Origin of the sequence: Kordia sp. (assembly GCF_965283645.1) — a bacterium.
Taxonomy (GTDB): domain Bacteria; phylum Bacteroidota; class Bacteroidia; order Flavobacteriales; family Flavobacteriaceae; genus Kordia.
The window spans coordinates 2660093-2675797 of sequence record NZ_CBDIPG010000001.1 but is presented as its reverse complement, the minus strand read 5'-3'; the positions used below and the strand labels follow the sequence as shown (position 1 = coordinate 2675797).

Below are 15705 nucleotides of genomic sequence, written 5' to 3'. Positions count from 1 at the left end.
GCTCAATACTCAATACTCAATACTAAAATCTAAATTTTATGAATTTAACATTAAAAATATGGCGTCAAAAAGGCGCAAATGATAAAGGAAAAATGGTTGATTATCAAATCAGCGACGTTTCTCCTGATATGTCTTTTCTTGAAATGTTAGACGTTTTAAATAGCGAACTAATTACAAAAGGAGACGAACCAGTAGCATTCGACCACGATTGCCGTGAAGGAATCTGCGGAATGTGTTCTTTATATATTAATGGAGAAGCGCATGGACCAGATCGTGGTGTCACAACCTGTCAATTGCACATGCGTAAGTTTAAAGATGGTGATACAATTTACATTGAACCATTTAGAGCAAAAGCATTTCCTGTAATTAAAGATTTAGTCGTAGACAGAAGCGCTTTTGACCGTGTACAACACGCTGGAGGTTTTATCTCTGTGAATACGTCTGGAAATACTATTGACGCCAATGCAATTCCTGTAAACAAACACGATGCAGATACTGCTTTTGATGCTGCAACATGTATTGGTTGTGGAGCCTGTGTAGCAAGTTGTAAAAACTCAAGTGCTATGTTATTTGTTTCAGCAAAAGTATCGCAGTTTGCGTTATTACCGCAAGGACAAGTTGAAGCAACAGATCGTGTTATAAACATGGTCAACCAAATGGACGCTGAAGGATTTGGAAACTGTACAAATACAGGAGCTTGCGAAGTAGAATGTCCGAAAGGAATTTCACTTGAAAATATTGCACGTATGAATCGTGAGTATTTATCGGCATCTTTAAAAGGATAAAATACATTCATATAAAATTATATATATCAAAAATCCCAAGTACTAGTTGCTTGGGATTTTTTAATTATATTCATCAAAAAAAACTATGACACGATCCACAATTATTCTTTCCATATACTTATTGCTAACACTTAGTTGTAAATCGCAAAACGAGTCAAAAGAAGTATCAAAAGTTCAGACTGAAATTCAGTACGATTTTACAACTGCTACACTGCTAAAGCATGTAAAAGAACTCGCTGATGATCGTTATGAAGGACGTGAAACAGGAACAGCAGGCGCCAAAAAAGCTAAAAACTACATCATAACCGAATTCAAAAAATTAGGTATAAAACCATTAGGCAAAACCTTTGTACAAACATTTCCAGTAAAAGAAATACAAGGTGAAAATATTATTGGATTTGTAAAAGGAACTTCAATGCCTAATGAATACATAGTACTATCTGCTCATTACGATCATGAAGGCATCAAGAACGGAAAAATATACAACGGCGCAGATGATGATGCTTCAGGAATAAGTGCTTTAATGGCTTTTGCGGAATATTTTCAAAAATATCCACCAAAGCATTCTGTAATTTTGGCGGCATTTGATGCAGAAGAAAAAGGATTGGTAGGTTCGTTTTACTTTGTTGAAAACTCCATCGTTCCAAAAAATCAACTCAAACTAAACATCAACATGGATATGATTAGTAGAAGTGATAAAAAAGAAGTGTACGCTGTTGGTCCGCAACACTATCCGCAATTAAAACCATTGATTGACAATACACAAACGAGTGGAAATGTAAATTTAAAAATTGGTCATAAAGAATGGACTTTTGCAAGTGATCATGCAGGATTTCATAAAGCTAAGATTCCATTTATCTATTTTGGTGTAGAAGATCATAAAGATTATCACAAACCAACAGATGATTTTGAAAACATTCATCCTACATTCTATATAGATGTAGTGCAAACAATCATCAATTTTTTCAAACAAGTCGATATACAGAAATTGTAAGCCAAATCAATTAAAAATATAAAAGCGAATATCTATCTCAAGGTATTCGCTTTTTTGCTTTATAACAGTAAAAAGTAGTTTAGAACATTATAGACGGCGTTCAGAACATTTGGGAAACGACAAGGTGCTTTTCAAATTATATTTACATCGTTAACCTACTGAAAACACTCAAATCTTATGAAACAAAAACTACTTTACTTGATGCTGCTATCAAGTTTTTACTACGCAAATGCACAAGCCATCTTTCCAGACTCAGGTTGGGAATTTCAAGGAGCACATGCATCTAGAGCCTCAGGATTATTTGCAGACTTAAGTGTCACAGCTCCAGGACCGAATCCTGCTGGATTGGATACCGCAGAAATACCTCTTGGATTGAGTAGATTATTTTCACCAACTTTGGTTGACTTGGATGGTGATGGTGATTTAGATATCGTTTCTGGAGGACAAAGTACCGAAGGAAGAATATTTTATTTTGAAAATACGGGAACAGCTACAAGCCCAAATTGGGTACAGACTGCATTAGCTACTTTAGACGCCATTGCTATAGCTCCAGGAGGTAATAACGAAACGAGATGTCAGCTTGAAGACATTGATGATGATGGTGATTATGATTTATTTGTTACTTCAAGATTGGATGAAAACGGATTTACTTTCAACGATATCCATTACTATGAAAATACAGGAACGGCAACAGTGCCAAACTTTGTGGAATCAACAATTCCTGGAATTGAAAATCAAAACATAGCTAATTTTCCAAGCATTAGTTTTGTTGATTTAGACAATGACATGGATTTAGATATGGTAGGAATGGGAAGTGATTCTGTATCTTACTTACAAAATACAGGAACAAAATTGATGCCTGTTTTTGAACGCAAATATCATTTAGAAAACCCATGGGATTTGGACTCAGGCACATCATTGGTACAAAGAAATTGGCCACATGGTGATGTTTTGGTTACGATTCCTAATTTTATTGACATCGATGCTGACGGTGACTTTGATATGGCTTTTGGTAGAGATGCAGGCTTAGCTTCTTGGATAGAAAATGTGGGAACAGCAAGCGCTCCAGATTATGGAACATATGCACTACAAAACTTTTCAGGAGATTTTGGTGTAGATTTAGGAACATTTCCTACCATAGCATTTGGAGACGTAGATGGAGATAATGTATTGGATGTTATTGCAGGAACGTTCAATCCTGGGTATTTTGCATGGTTTAAAGGAATAAATAGCACATTAACCATAGAAGAAGAAAACCTAGCGGTCCAAATACGAGTAAGTCCAAATCCTGTAAAAGACATCCTTACGATACAATTTGAAAGCAATCAAATTAACAAAACAAACATCACCATGTATACCATTACTGGACAAATGGTATATGGAAGTAACAAGCTCATTCAACAGGATAGAGCTGTAAAAATTGATGTCTCCAAATTACAATCAGGCTTGTACTTTTTAAAAATAAAAAGCGGAGATAGTAAAACTATTGTCAAGAAAATTACGGTAAATTAATACACTAAAAACATATCAGTGTTTAGAGGAAAGAGATATATTTTTTAAAAAGTATATCTCTTTTTGATGTTTAAAAACATATTGTATTTTTACAACATTCCAAACGAACCATCAACAAATTATCTATGGCAATACAACCATTAAGATTTGCTTTTTTACTAACGTTGCTATGTTGTGCCTTGTGCGTAAAAGCACAAAATAATGATGTGCAAAAAAAATACGATAGTATTGCGGTGTTCGTTTCAAAAACGAATCAAAAAGATAGTCTTACTTATTTTTTAAATCTTCAAAAAGAACTTGCAGAAAAAGCAAATAACAAAAAGCTATTAGCAGATGTACACTATAATATTGCTTCAAAAAGTAATTATGGTGAAATGGAATCTGTTGAAAACTTTCAGAAAGCAATCACACTGTACGAAGACCTTGATGATGTCGCTAGTCTTAGCAAAGTGCATGTTACTCTAGGACGAGCGTTTCAAACACAAAGTAAATATAATGCGGCGTTTCAATCTGTAAACAAAGCATTGGAATATGCGGAAGATATTGACGATAAAGAACTCATGATTAATGCGCTTTCATTTCGATCAAATATATATGAAAACTTTTCTCAAACAGACAATGCAATTAAAGATTTAAACGAAGCACAAAAAATTGCATTGCAATACAAAGATGGAGAAAAATTATTGCCAATTCTGCAAGGAAAAAGCTTTTTATACTATTCTAAAGGATACTACGCAGAAAGTGTGGAAGCTGTAAAAGAAATGCTCGCGTACTTTGATCGTACAAATAATAAAAGAAGTATGGTTGTGTGGCGAAATAACTTAGGAATGATTTACGCTAGCTGCAATTGTGTTACAATTAAAGAACAAAAAGACAACATGCATGCTTCAATAGCATTGTCGGATAGTATCAACTTCGGATATGGAAAAGCCTATGCTTCTGTTCACATGGCACGAGCGTTGATGAAGGAACAAAAATACGACAGCGCATATGTGTATCTTTCAAAAGCCAAGAACGAATTACCCGAAAACGTCAATCCAAGTTTCTTAGGATATTTACATCAAACCACTGGTGATTATTGGGCAAATATAAGTAACAAGCCAAATGCTATACAAGCGTTTGAAAAAGCATATAAAATTTGGGATAAACTCAATAAGCTAAAAGACAAGCAATATGTTGCAAAAGGATTGGCTACGCTGTATAAAGACTTAGGAAATAACAACAAAGCGTTTTTCTATTTAGATAATTATTCACGCACAAAAGATTCTTTAGTAAACAAAACAAAAATTGAAAACGAAAAAGAGCTAGAACTTACTTATGCTTTTGAAAAACAACAATACAAAGATAGTATTCAAAATGCAGAAACGTTGGACGTTATGGCGTTGGAACAACAAAATGAAATTCAACGAGAACGACATTTACAGCAAATTCTATTAGGATTATTTTTAGCGGCATTGGCACTTGGCGGATTTGCGTATTATGCATATCAACGTAAAAAGAAAACATCAAAAGTTTTAGACGAGAAAAATAAAATTATTGAAAAAGCGTTGCAGGAAAAACAATTGTTGCTAAAAGAAGTGCATCACAGAGTTAAAAATAACTTCCAAATTGTATCAAGTTTACTTGAATTACAAACCAAAGGTATCGAAGATGAAAAAGCATTGAGTTTGGCAAATGATGGGAAAAACAGAGTGAAATCGATGGCGTTAATTCATCAAAAACTCTATCAAAATGAAACGGGTTTAATTGACTTTGACGAATATATAAACGTATTGGTAAAAGAGTTATCGTACATGTATGCTTCTGACAAAAAAGTAAAAACAAACATCACCACAAAAGCCGTAAAGTTTGATGTTGATACAGCAATTCCATTGGGTTTAATTGTAAATGAATTAATTACGAATGCATACAAATACGCGTTTGATGCCGCAACGGATAACGAACTCACTATTTCTATTGATAAACTAAATACGGAAGAATACAAACTTGTGGTTTCTGACAATGGAAAAGGAATTGACGCTTCAGTCAACTTAGCCAAAGTGAAAAGTTTAGGCTTACGATTGGTAAAACGCCTAACAAAACAATTGCACGGAAACTTCAAACTGACAAACACTGATGGCGCAACGTTTGAAATTATATTTAAAGACACAAATGCAAGAGCATTATTAGACTAATCAACCTATGAGCAAAGTAAAAATATTAGTAGTAGAAGACGAAATCATTATTGCCGATCATATTTGTGATACCCTAGAAGATTTAGGATATGAAGCCTTAGAGCCGGTTATCAATTATACAGAAGCTATTGAAGCGATGGAAACTGAAAAACCTGATATTGCAATTTTAGACATTCAACTATCTGGAAGAAAAACAGGAATTGACTTAGCCGAAAACATTAGAGAAAATTATGATTTTCCATTCATATTTCTCACCTCAAACTCAGATCCGTTAACGGTTTCGGAAGCAAAAAAAGTAATGCCGCCTGCGTATTTGGTAAAACCGTTTACAAAAGATGAATTGTATTCGTCTATCGAAATTGCCTTATATAACTATTCAAAACGTGTAGGAGAAGTAAATGAAGAAGAACTCATTATCAAAGACGCATTTTTTATCAAAGAAAAAAACATATTCATCAAGCTAAAATTTAAAGAAATCTTATTCATTAAAAGCGAACATGTATATGCGGAAATTCAACTAAAAAACAATCAAAAACATGTCATTCGTGGCAACTTAAATAAAATTATTACCAAGCTCAACAAAAAATTTGTGCGTGTACATAGAAGTTATATTGTTAATCTAGAGTATTTGGAGCAAATTGACCAGAATACCATTATCATTCTCGAAACAAGCATTCCTATCGGAAAAAAATACAAAGACGAATTATTAGCCAAAATTAACTTGTTATAACAAAACTCTTATCACATACTGTGCATTCGGAACATTAACTGGAATAAGTTTATCAACCAATAATGCATTTGATTTTTCTAGCCAAAACATTTCAATATCAGCTTCCACACAATACACCATTATGATAGACAAAAATAGTTCACCTTCTAGTTGGGCCATTTCCATTGGATTTGGAAGTCCTTTTGATCCTATTCCAGCCTATACAAATGGCTCCTTAGTTGTTGATGGAGTTGAAGATACGGATTCAGATTGTGAATTTATGGTACATATTGATAATTCTACATTGAGCATAAATGATATAAATACAAACGAAATTGAGTTGTATGTGTACCCAAATCCTGCAACAAATTCAATTCAATTCACTTCTTTAAAACAAGAAGAAAATTATACAATTTTTGATATTTCTGGAAGAAAAATTAGAGCAGGAATTGTAAGCGAAAACAAAGCGATTAACATTCAACAATTGCGCAAAGGAATCTATTTTGTTCAACTAAAAAAGCAAGTGTTGCAGTTTATAAAAAAGTAGATTTTACAACGGTAATTGTTAAACTTTTCTTAGGATGAAATACTAGCGAACCCAAACTTATTTGGTTTGCGTTTTTTTTTGTTTCTTGGCGAGATATTTCTCAGAATACTATCATGCAAGACCCGATTACTTTTTATACCCAACAAAAAGCCAAATTTGAAGCAGCATTAAAAGTGCAACGACGAAAACTCAATCAATCAAGCGTACTTCGTTTGATCGTTTTTTTAAGTATAGCTTTCGCGATTTATCTCTTGTTTGGACAATGGCCGTACGTAATATTGGCAGCAATTGCCGGAATGGCAATCTTTCTATTTTTAGTTTTTCGTCACTCAGATTTAGTCTATCAAAGCAACAAACTAAAAGCGTTGATACAATGCAATCAGCTTGAAATAGATGTCATCAATGGTGATCTTTCCAAATTGCCAACTGGCGAAGAATTTCTGGATGCGTCACACGAGTTTAGTTACGATATTGATCTCTTTGGACATGCATCATTCTTTCAATATCTCAACAGAGCAACCACGCGCGAAGGCAAAAATGAACTTGCCGCTTTATTAGCAAGTAATGATATTGTTGCCATAACGTCACGACAAGAAGCCATACAAGAACTTGCACAAAAAGCAACTTGGCGACAACACTTCTCAGCAATTGCCTTACTCATAAAAGTAGAAACAACGTCCAAAAGTATCACCAATTGGTTGCACGAATACAAAAGCTTTATACCGAAAGCAGTACGATATCTTCCAATGGTGTTTTCAGCACTATCAATTGTAATCATCACCTTATCATTTCTGGAAATCATTCCGTTTTTATACCTGTTAATGTGGATTGGTTTAGGGTTGGGAATTACAGCGAAATTCTTAAAAAACATCAATCAACTATCCATCAATACCAACAAAGCAAAAGACACATTTCAGCAATACGGACACTTATTACAACGTATAGAAACAGAAACATTTACCACAAAACTCTTACAAGAAAAACAACAAAACATTCATAGTAATGTGCAAAAAGCATCTACGTTAGTTCGTGAATTTTCAAAACGAATTGACGCACTAGACAACCGAAATAACATCTTAGTAGCCATCTTCTTAAATGGATTGTTATTATGGGATATCTCAAAATCATATCATATAGAAACTTGGATTGCAAAGCACCAAAACAAAGTTGCACAATGGTTTGAAGTGGTTACATTTTTTGATGCGTATAATAGTTTAGGAAACTTTGCATTCAATCATCCACAATTTAGTTACCCAACTATTACAACAAATGCTTCACACGTAATCAATGCAACACAATTAGGACATCCATTACTGCGAACGGCAAACAGAATAGACAATGATTTCAATATTGGAAACTCAGAATTTTACATTGTTACAGGTGCAAATATGGCGGGAAAAAGCACCTTTTTGCGTACGGTTTCCTTAAGCATAGTAATGTCTAATGTCGGATTGCCTATTTGTGCAAATGAAGCCAGTTATTCGCCAATAAAACTTATTACAAGTATGCGAACAACCGATTCGTTGGCAGAAGGCGCTTCGTATTTCTTTTCAGAATTGCAACGCTTAAAAATGATTGTAGACAAAATAGAAGACGATACCTATTTTATCATATTAGATGAAATCTTAAAAGGAACTAACAGTCATGACAAAGCTATGGGTTCTAAAAAAATAGTTCAAAAATTGGCTTCACAAAACGCCGCAGGAATCATTGCTACACACGATTTAAGCTTGTGCGAATTGGAAAAAGAAATTGATCAGGTAAAAAACTATTTCTTTGATGCTGAGATAATTAATGATGAACTATTTTTTGGCTATTTACTTAAAAAAGGAATCTGTTCCAACATGAATGCTTCGTTCTTATTGAAGAAAATGGAAATTGTGGAGTAATGCTATCGAGCATTCCAACTATCGCTGTGTACGTTTCTTTTATCGTATAATTCGATCTAATAATCTAATTTAACACGCTTTCTATTTATTAATGTATTAACTTTAGTAGAGTTAACATCTATGTCGATGGTTAATACTTTTACTCCCCGTAAAAGTCCCCCTATTCTCTAATTGCATAAATAGTATAGTAAGATGGAACTAAAGTACCTCCACATCAACGAAAAACAACAAAATAAAGAATTGTTAATTTCGCAGAAGCAAGTAACTATGTTGAAAAAATTTCTAAAGGAATTCATATGTAATGAAGTCTTAATCATTAATACGAATTTAGGATTGGAAGTTTACTATCAATCTTCAAATGATTGTACAAAAATAATCAAAGAAGTACTGACCATTATTGTCAGTAAAAAATGTGATACAAATGATAGTTTTCAATTTATCTCTTTTCAAAACGAACACGAAATTCAGCGTTCCATAGATGATGCTATTGAATATGTTGCAGAAACACCACAATTTCTCAGTTACACAGAAAGTATGTTGAGTCAGTTAAAACTTCAATACGAATCTAATAAAAAACTAATAGGAAAACTATCAGGTATTTGGAGTGAAGTGATGCAAAATTTACATATCAGAAATGTAAGTATTCAAAAAATTCAAGCGTTACAAAACAACTTTCAAGACATTTATATTAAGAATGTTAAAGACGAAGTGTTAAAAGAACTCATCATTGAAGCTGTAGATAAGAAACATGTGAATTGATACTTGTGTCTATTAGTTCATGCGAAGTAAAAAAGCGAACAGAATAAAAACAGGTTGTTGTGAAATTATATAGGTTAAAATAGATTTCCCTTATATTAAAATCACATCAAACGATCTAGTTCATTATTTTTCAATATCTTATTGCTTTACTTTCGAGTTGATTCACTACATGGCATTAAAATATCTTCATATCAATGAAAAGCATCATAAAATGCAACTGCTGATTTCGCATCAGCAAGTAATTACATTGAAAAATTTTTTAACAGAATTATTGCGAGATGAAGTGTTAGTCATTAACACCAACTTAGGTTTAGAAATTTACTATGAATCTACGTATGATTGCACACAAATACTCAAAGATACGTTTGCAATTGTTGCTTGTAAAAAATGTAAAACGGAAGATCGTTATCGTTTTTTTTCGTTTCAAAACGAACACGAAATTCAGCAATTTATGAATGCTTCTATGCTAAAATTAGCAGGAATGCCATTATTTAAAAGCTACACTAAAAGTATGTTGCGACAACTTAATTTGCAATTTGAATCGCACAGAAAGCTCATCGGAAAACTACTTCAAATCTGGCATAAAATAAGTCGTACTACCGACTCAAAAGAAACGACTTCAACTAAAATTCAATCGTTCAAAAAAGACTTTCAAGCTATCTATATCAACAATATAGAAAATGAAGCTTTGAAAAGGTTATTTACAGAAATGTTAGAAAAAAAGCATTTAAATTAAAAACTTTAGTTCGAGTAATTTCTAATAGAAAATAATAGCTAGAATCGCGTTTAAAATCATGAGACAAGCATTTTATTTCAATTTTTTTAAAATAAAACTGTAATAAATAAAACATGTCTGTACTAAAAGGGAAATACAAAATCAAAAACGATGAAAATTATCTTATCTATTTTTTTATGTCTCGCTTTCGCGAATATACAAGCACAAGAAAATACACCATCAACAGCTTTTGAAGTTACAGTTCACGGAAAAGGCGATACCATGTTTCTAATTCCGGGCGCATCATGTTCAGGAAATGTTTGGAACGAAACGGTTGCCAAATACAAAGAAAACTATCAAATTCATGTTATTACTTTAGCAGGTTACGGTGGCGCAAAACCAATTGCTTCAGAAACTGTTTTGCAAGAAGTAAAAACACAACTAATCAAATATATTAAAAAGCAAAAAACAGACAATAGCGTGTTAATTGGTCACAGTATTGGCGGATTTACAAGTTTACTCATGGCAATTGATGAAGAAGATATTGTTTCAAAAATTATCATTGTAGACAGTTTACCATTCTTAGCTGGCGCTTCAAATCCTGCAGTAACGGAAGAAATTGTAAAATCTTCTTACGGAATGCTCAAAGAAATGTACATGCCAATGGATAGTGTTACGTTGCGAAATACCTTAAAACAGACCTTAAATAGCATGATGCGCAACAAAGAAAAGCTAGATTTTGTATTGAATGATGCCGCAAAATCTGATAGAAGAACACTTGGCTACACTATGTTTGAAATGATGAGCAACGATTTACGAGACAAAATATCTAACATAAAAACACCAACATTAGTGTTAACCAATTGGAATACAACTATTGCGCAATTTCCTAACTTTACACAGGCTACTAAACTAAAAATGTATCAAGAGCAATACAAAAATTGCAATACTTGTACCGTAAAAATCATAAACAAAGCTGAACATTTTATCATGCTCGACAATCCAACGGAATTTTTCAAAGAAGTTTCAAACTTTATCAAAAAGTAACGTACATCAATGCAAGAAGAATATTTCCAAGAAATCATCACACATCACAAAGACAAAATCTATAGAATTTGTCTTGCCTATCTCTATGAAAAAGAGTTGGTTGATGATCTATATCAAGAAGTATTGATCAACGTTTGGAATGGACTCAAAAATTTCAAAGGAAATTCAAAATTGACCACATGGTTATACCGTGTTACGCTCAATACAACCATAACATTCAACAGACATGCTAAAAAACATGTGCGCTTGTTCAATAGCGAACTGCCAGACACGTTTGAAGAAGTGATTGACACTGAACAGCAAGCCAAAGAAAATCGTGTAAACAAACTCATGCAATGTGTGCAAAAACTCAAAAAAGATGAACGTTTAATTATCAGTTTGGTTTTAGAAGAATTGAGTTACAAGGAAATTGCAGAGATCATCGGAATCGAAGCTAACAATGTTGGTGTTCGTATCAGCAGAATTAAAAAACGACTATTAAAAATATACAACAATGAATGATTTTAACGACATGGTAAACGATTGGAAATCGGTTTCTTCGGGAGAAATTAAAACTACAAATGTAGGCGATTCGTTGTTTGCGAAACTCAAAAAACTACAGCGTAAAATTGTCTTTGGAAACTTGTTAATGAGTCTTTCATTTGCTATTGTATTTGCTGTATTTATTTGGTTGTGGAAAACAAATCCGCTCAAAGGACGATCAGACAGTTTTTACCTAGGACTTACTTTTATGTGTATCCTGCTAACAGTAACTTTAGCAATGATGTGGTATCGTGTATTATTTTGGCGTACACCGAATGATATTTCTGAAAACATGAAAGCGTTTGCTACAAAAATGCTAAAAAAACTGCGCTATTTAAAATGGATAACGAACTTTTTTATGCCAGTTTATCTGCTAATGCTTGCTGTCGGAATGACAATCTACTTTCAAGATGTTTTGTATGGAGCAAGTTGGAAATTCAAATTAATAGCCTACGGACTCACGTACACTTGGGTGCTATTTGTTGGCTTTGTGATAATGCGTAAAAAACAAAAAAAGAACAACAAAGATGTTGATCCAATTATTGAAAACTTAGAAGAAATTTTAAAAACTTTTGAGTAATATGTAAAACATAAAAACACAAGCGAACGCAGGTTCGCTTGTATCAATATTAATTATCTGTTACGTACTGGAGCAGCTGGTTCTCTATCAACTGGAGTAGCAGTTGTTGTATTGTTATTAATTCCTCCACAAATACATGACAATGCAAAAGTATCTCCTGCACAATTTCCTGCTACAGGAAGTGAAACTAAATCAGAATGTACATCACTGTAGTCTCCATGATTTTCATAGTTAGAAGGTAAATGTTGACCTCCATTAACATTATAACTGTTAAAGGCTGAAACTGTTCTTTTGTTTAATGCGATTTTACTTAAATTCTTTTTTTTCATAATGTTTGAGTTTTAGTTTAACATGGTTCAAAGGAATGTCAAAAAAATAGACAAACAAAGACAAGCATATGACCTTTTATAAAATATCAATACGAAAAAAGAAGGATTATTTTGTAATGTAAAAATGACTTTTTTTTACTGTGAATTCAAATTAAATTAATATTTTTTATATATTTAAAACACTTAAAATCAATATATTATAATTTATTTCTTAAATTGACTATTGATTTTTTTGCATAAACTCACATCTGACGTTTTATAAAAACAGTACGTTATATTTCAATAGTGAATCATACTTTTAATTGCTGAAGAAAACGAAATGATAAAAACTGAAAAAGTTTCAAATTAAACTTGAAACTTTCCTTTTTTTTGTAAAAATGTAAAATCTTACTGACACATACCATTGCACGATTCAATACAAGAACGATCGCGTGTTCGATTTGGGCAATTATCAGTTGGACAACCACCTTTTACAGTAGTTATTTCCAAAGTTGAAATACACTTTTTGTTTAGTTTCTACGTTTTTAATTGTTGCTATTTCATGATATGAAAGTTTTGGTTATAATGTAATACTACTCAAATAATTTCAAAAACAAGTACGGTATTGCCGTAATAAGAACAACAATAGCTTACAACAATCTGTTTAAAATTTCAATAGCTAAAAAGTAGTAAATCGCTCTGTATAAGTAATCTGTACTTCTAACTTCGTTTTTACAAACAAACGATTACCGTTACACAATGTCTATTATTTGAAGTGCAATAATGTGGTTCGTGTGTTTGACATGGCGACCCGAACGATAGATACCAAATACCTCCTTGAATATTTTTTAAATCGAGGTTTGAGACAGAATTCTTATTTAATTTTAAGGATTTTAAATTTCTTTTCTTCATGATATAAGTTTTGATTTTCAACATAATATTAGTGAAATGTATTCGGAAGCCGCTACGGTATTCCCGTAATAATTAAATATCAAATGTGTTGCAAAAAGTTTCAAGAAGTATTTTTGGAAACCGTTAAAATTCACGACTTTTAACAAACAGCAACAAAACAACAACATGATCCAACATACATCCAAACTTCCAAACGTAGGAACAACCATTTTTACCGTAATGAGTCAATTAGCGGCAAAGGAAAACGCGATTAATCTTTCGCAAGGATTTCCAAATTTTCCTTCAGATCCGAAACTAATTGAACTTGTTCAGAAAGCGTTGAGCGAAAATTACAATCAATATGCGCCAATGCCAGGCGCAATAGTGTTGCGTGAAGCTATTGCTGAAAAAATGGAATATTTGTACCAACGAAACTACAATCCTGATACTGAAATTGTGGTCACAGCAGGCGCAACACAAGCTATATTTACCATCGTAAGTGCATTTGTACGCCCAAATGATGAAGTTATCATAGTTACACCTGCTTACGATTGTTATGCGCCAGCCGTGGAAGCAAACGGAGGAACAGTAGTGCCAATTCAACTAAAAGGAAAGGAATTTTCAATGGATTGGAATGAAGTTCGCAGTAAAATTAATGACAATACCAAGTTAATGATTATCAACACACCGCACAATCCGAGTGGAACGGTTTTGTCTACAGAAGATATGGCTACGTTGTCATCAATTTTAGAAAACACAAATATCATATTATTGAGTGATGAAGTGTATGAACATATTATTTTTGATGGCGCACAACATCAAAGTGCGGCTTTGTATCCGAAACTAGCCGAACGTGCTTTTATCACAGCTTCTTTCGGGAAAACTTTTCACAATACAGGTTGGAAAATGGGCTATTGTGTGGCGCCAAAAGCATTGATGGACGAATTTAAAAAAGTGCATCAATTCAATGTGTTTTCTGTAAACCATCCGATGCAAATTGGTATTGGAAAGTACCTCAAAAATCCAGCACATTATGAAGCACTTCCGAGTTTTTTTCAGCGAAAGCGAGATTATTTTTTAAATGCCATCAAAGATTCACGTTTTACATGGAAACCATCACAAGGAACGTATTTTCAAGTATTATCTTATGAAAATATTACAGATGAATTGGATACCGAATTTGCCAAGCGCTTAACGCGAGAATACAAAATTGCGTCTATTCCACTTTCTGTGTTTAACACCAATAAAGAAGATCATAAATTGTTGCGATTCTGCTTTGCCAAAACGGAAGAAACAGTACAACAAGCCGCAGAAATTTTGAATCGTATTTAAATAAAGTCAATATTGTCACTTCGAGCGTAGTTGAGAAGAAATAAACAAATAACCAACGGATAATTTCACAAACGATTCTTCTTTATTACTTCGTCATTGCGAGAATTTTATAGAAATTCGAGGCAATCTGTTTCATTGAGTAACAAATTATTTCACGATTGTTCGTAATGAGGCTTTAATGTATCAATTTTGAATCATAAAAAAAGCTCCTGAATAGTTCAAGAGCTTTTACAATTATCTAGTTATACTTACTACTATTTTGCAGCCGTACAAATTCCTGGCGCTCCAGTTTTGTAACACCAGTTGTTGTAAGTAAAGTTGCAAAACTCTGGTTCTACAGAAATAACAGGTGTATATCCTCCTTTAACTGAATTGTTAACTTGAAAAGTTGTCACTTTCTCTTTTGATAATCGTAGGTTTTTTAAATTCTTTTTTTTCATGATTTTACTTTTTAAGGTTAAAAAATTATAATTAATAATTATTGTTCACTACACGTACTTTTTCTATTGTTTTATGAATCGATACGTGATTTTGATTTTGTAAATGTATCATTGAAATAGAGGAATTCAAAAGATTGCTTCCGCAAGAAAATCAAAAATTAAAGCAGTTGAGGTAGCCTAAAAAAATGTGTTGTTTTAAAATTTAGACATAAAAAAATCGGAAGTATTCCTTCCGATTTTTACATGTGAATTCGTAAGTATATATATTAAAAACATTGATTTCCTGCACAAAATGAACCAAGTCCACTTTTTTCTTCATCAAGTGTACGTGTACCACCTTTTAGTTGATGAACAGTAGCTTCATTAATTCTAGCAATCGTCGATTTCTTAAAATATATCTTCTGTAAAGTTTTCACTTTCATAAGTATTTGGTTTTAAAATGAACTTTCTACTAGAAAGATAGTCTATTCATGTAATTTTCGCGCAGTATTGACACCTCAA

The 15705-nt window shown here is 32.8% G+C and carries 17 protein-coding genes; 13 read left to right on the top strand and 4 right to left on the bottom strand.

Going from position 1 to position 15705, the window contains the following annotated elements; all coding sequences use genetic code 11:
• The first annotated feature begins 38 nt into the window (after nt 1-38).
• From ACQ654_RS11830 to ACQ654_RS11775, 12 genes are all read left to right on the top strand, one after another.
• Complete coding sequence (locus ACQ654_RS11830) at nt 39-785, top strand: succinate dehydrogenase/fumarate reductase iron-sulfur subunit (protein WP_430410539.1); 747 nt, start codon at nt 39-41, stop codon at nt 783-785.
• 85 nt (nt 786-870) lie between these two features.
• Nucleotides 871-1779 (top strand): M28 family peptidase, encoded by a 909-nt coding sequence (locus tag ACQ654_RS11825; protein WP_430410538.1) that lies wholly within the window; start codon nt 871-873, stop codon nt 1777-1779.
• 177 nt (nt 1780-1956) lie between these two features.
• The gene (locus ACQ654_RS11820) at nt 1957-3291 is read left to right on the top strand and encodes a T9SS type A sorting domain-containing protein (protein WP_430410537.1); all 1335 of its coding nucleotides are present in this window, start codon (nt 1957-1959) and stop codon (nt 3289-3291) included.
• Between the two features lie 125 nt (nt 3292-3416).
• The gene (locus ACQ654_RS11815) at nt 3417-5465 is read left to right on the top strand and encodes a tetratricopeptide repeat-containing sensor histidine kinase (RefSeq protein ID WP_430410536.1); all 2049 of its coding nucleotides are present in this window, start codon (nt 3417-3419) and stop codon (nt 5463-5465) included.
• Between the two features lie 7 nt (nt 5466-5472).
• Nucleotides 5473-6195, top strand: a complete 723-nt coding sequence (locus ACQ654_RS11810; RefSeq protein ID WP_430410535.1) for a LytR/AlgR family response regulator transcription factor — start codon at nt 5473-5475, stop codon at nt 6193-6195.
• 121 nt (nt 6196-6316) lie between these two features.
• Entirely contained in the window at nt 6317-6721 is a 405-nt protein-coding gene (locus ACQ654_RS11805) for a T9SS type A sorting domain-containing protein (RefSeq protein ID WP_430410534.1), read from the top strand.
• A gap of 113 nt (nt 6722-6834) precedes the next feature.
• Nucleotides 6835-8610 (top strand): MutS-related protein, encoded by a 1776-nt coding sequence (locus ACQ654_RS11800; protein WP_430410533.1) that lies wholly within the window; start codon nt 6835-6837, stop codon nt 8608-8610.
• Nucleotides 8611-8802: 192 nt separating this feature from the next.
• Entirely contained in the window at nt 8803-9369 is a 567-nt protein-coding gene (locus ACQ654_RS11795; RefSeq protein WP_430410532.1) for a hypothetical protein, read from the top strand.
• A 169-nt stretch (nt 9370-9538) separates the two neighbouring features.
• The gene (locus ACQ654_RS11790; RefSeq protein ID WP_430410531.1) at nt 9539-10105 is read left to right on the top strand and encodes a hypothetical protein; all 567 of its coding nucleotides are present in this window, start codon (nt 9539-9541) and stop codon (nt 10103-10105) included.
• A 150-nt stretch (nt 10106-10255) separates the two neighbouring features.
• On the top strand, nt 10256-11131 hold the full coding sequence (locus ACQ654_RS11785; protein WP_430410530.1) for an alpha/beta fold hydrolase: 876 nt from the start codon (nt 10256-10258) through the stop codon (nt 11129-11131).
• Between the two features lie 9 nt (nt 11132-11140).
• On the top strand, nt 11141-11632 hold the full coding sequence (locus ACQ654_RS11780; protein ID WP_430410529.1) for an RNA polymerase sigma factor: 492 nt from the start codon (nt 11141-11143) through the stop codon (nt 11630-11632).
• Nucleotides 11625-12233, top strand: coding sequence for a hypothetical protein (locus tag ACQ654_RS11775; RefSeq protein WP_430410528.1), 609 nt, complete (start codon nt 11625-11627; stop codon nt 12231-12233). Before ACQ654_RS11780 ends, ACQ654_RS11775 begins: the two co-directional genes overlap by 8 nt.
• A gap of 53 nt (nt 12234-12286) precedes the next feature.
• Here the strand turns inward: ACQ654_RS11775 and ACQ654_RS11770 are convergent, their stop codons facing one another.
• Complete coding sequence (locus ACQ654_RS11770; RefSeq protein ID WP_430410527.1) at nt 12287-12562, bottom strand: hypothetical protein; 276 nt, start codon at nt 12560-12562, stop codon at nt 12287-12289.
• Nucleotides 12563-13273: 711 nt separating this feature from the next.
• Nucleotides 13274-13453: a hypothetical protein gene (locus ACQ654_RS11765; RefSeq protein ID WP_430410526.1), complete on the bottom strand. Its 180-nt coding sequence runs from the start codon at nt 13451-13453 to the stop codon at nt 13274-13276.
• Nucleotides 13454-13621: 168 nt separating this feature from the next.
• Between ACQ654_RS11765 and ACQ654_RS11760 the strand changes: the two genes are divergently transcribed.
• Nucleotides 13622-14764, top strand: a complete 1143-nt coding sequence (locus ACQ654_RS11760) for a methionine aminotransferase (RefSeq protein ID WP_430413024.1) — start codon at nt 13622-13624, stop codon at nt 14762-14764.
• A gap of 254 nt (nt 14765-15018) precedes the next feature.
• On the opposite strand, the gene ACQ654_RS11755 is transcribed toward ACQ654_RS11760, so the two are convergent.
• Both ACQ654_RS11755 and ACQ654_RS11750 read right to left on the bottom strand, forming a co-directional pair.
• On the bottom strand, nt 15019-15204 hold the full coding sequence (locus ACQ654_RS11755; protein ID WP_430410525.1) for a hypothetical protein: 186 nt from the start codon (nt 15202-15204) through the stop codon (nt 15019-15021).
• Nucleotides 15205-15470: 266 nt separating this feature from the next.
• The gene (locus tag ACQ654_RS11750) at nt 15471-15626 is read right to left on the bottom strand and encodes a class I lanthipeptide (RefSeq protein ID WP_430410524.1); all 156 of its coding nucleotides are present in this window, start codon (nt 15624-15626) and stop codon (nt 15471-15473) included.
• Nucleotides 15627-15705 lie beyond the last annotated feature (79 nt).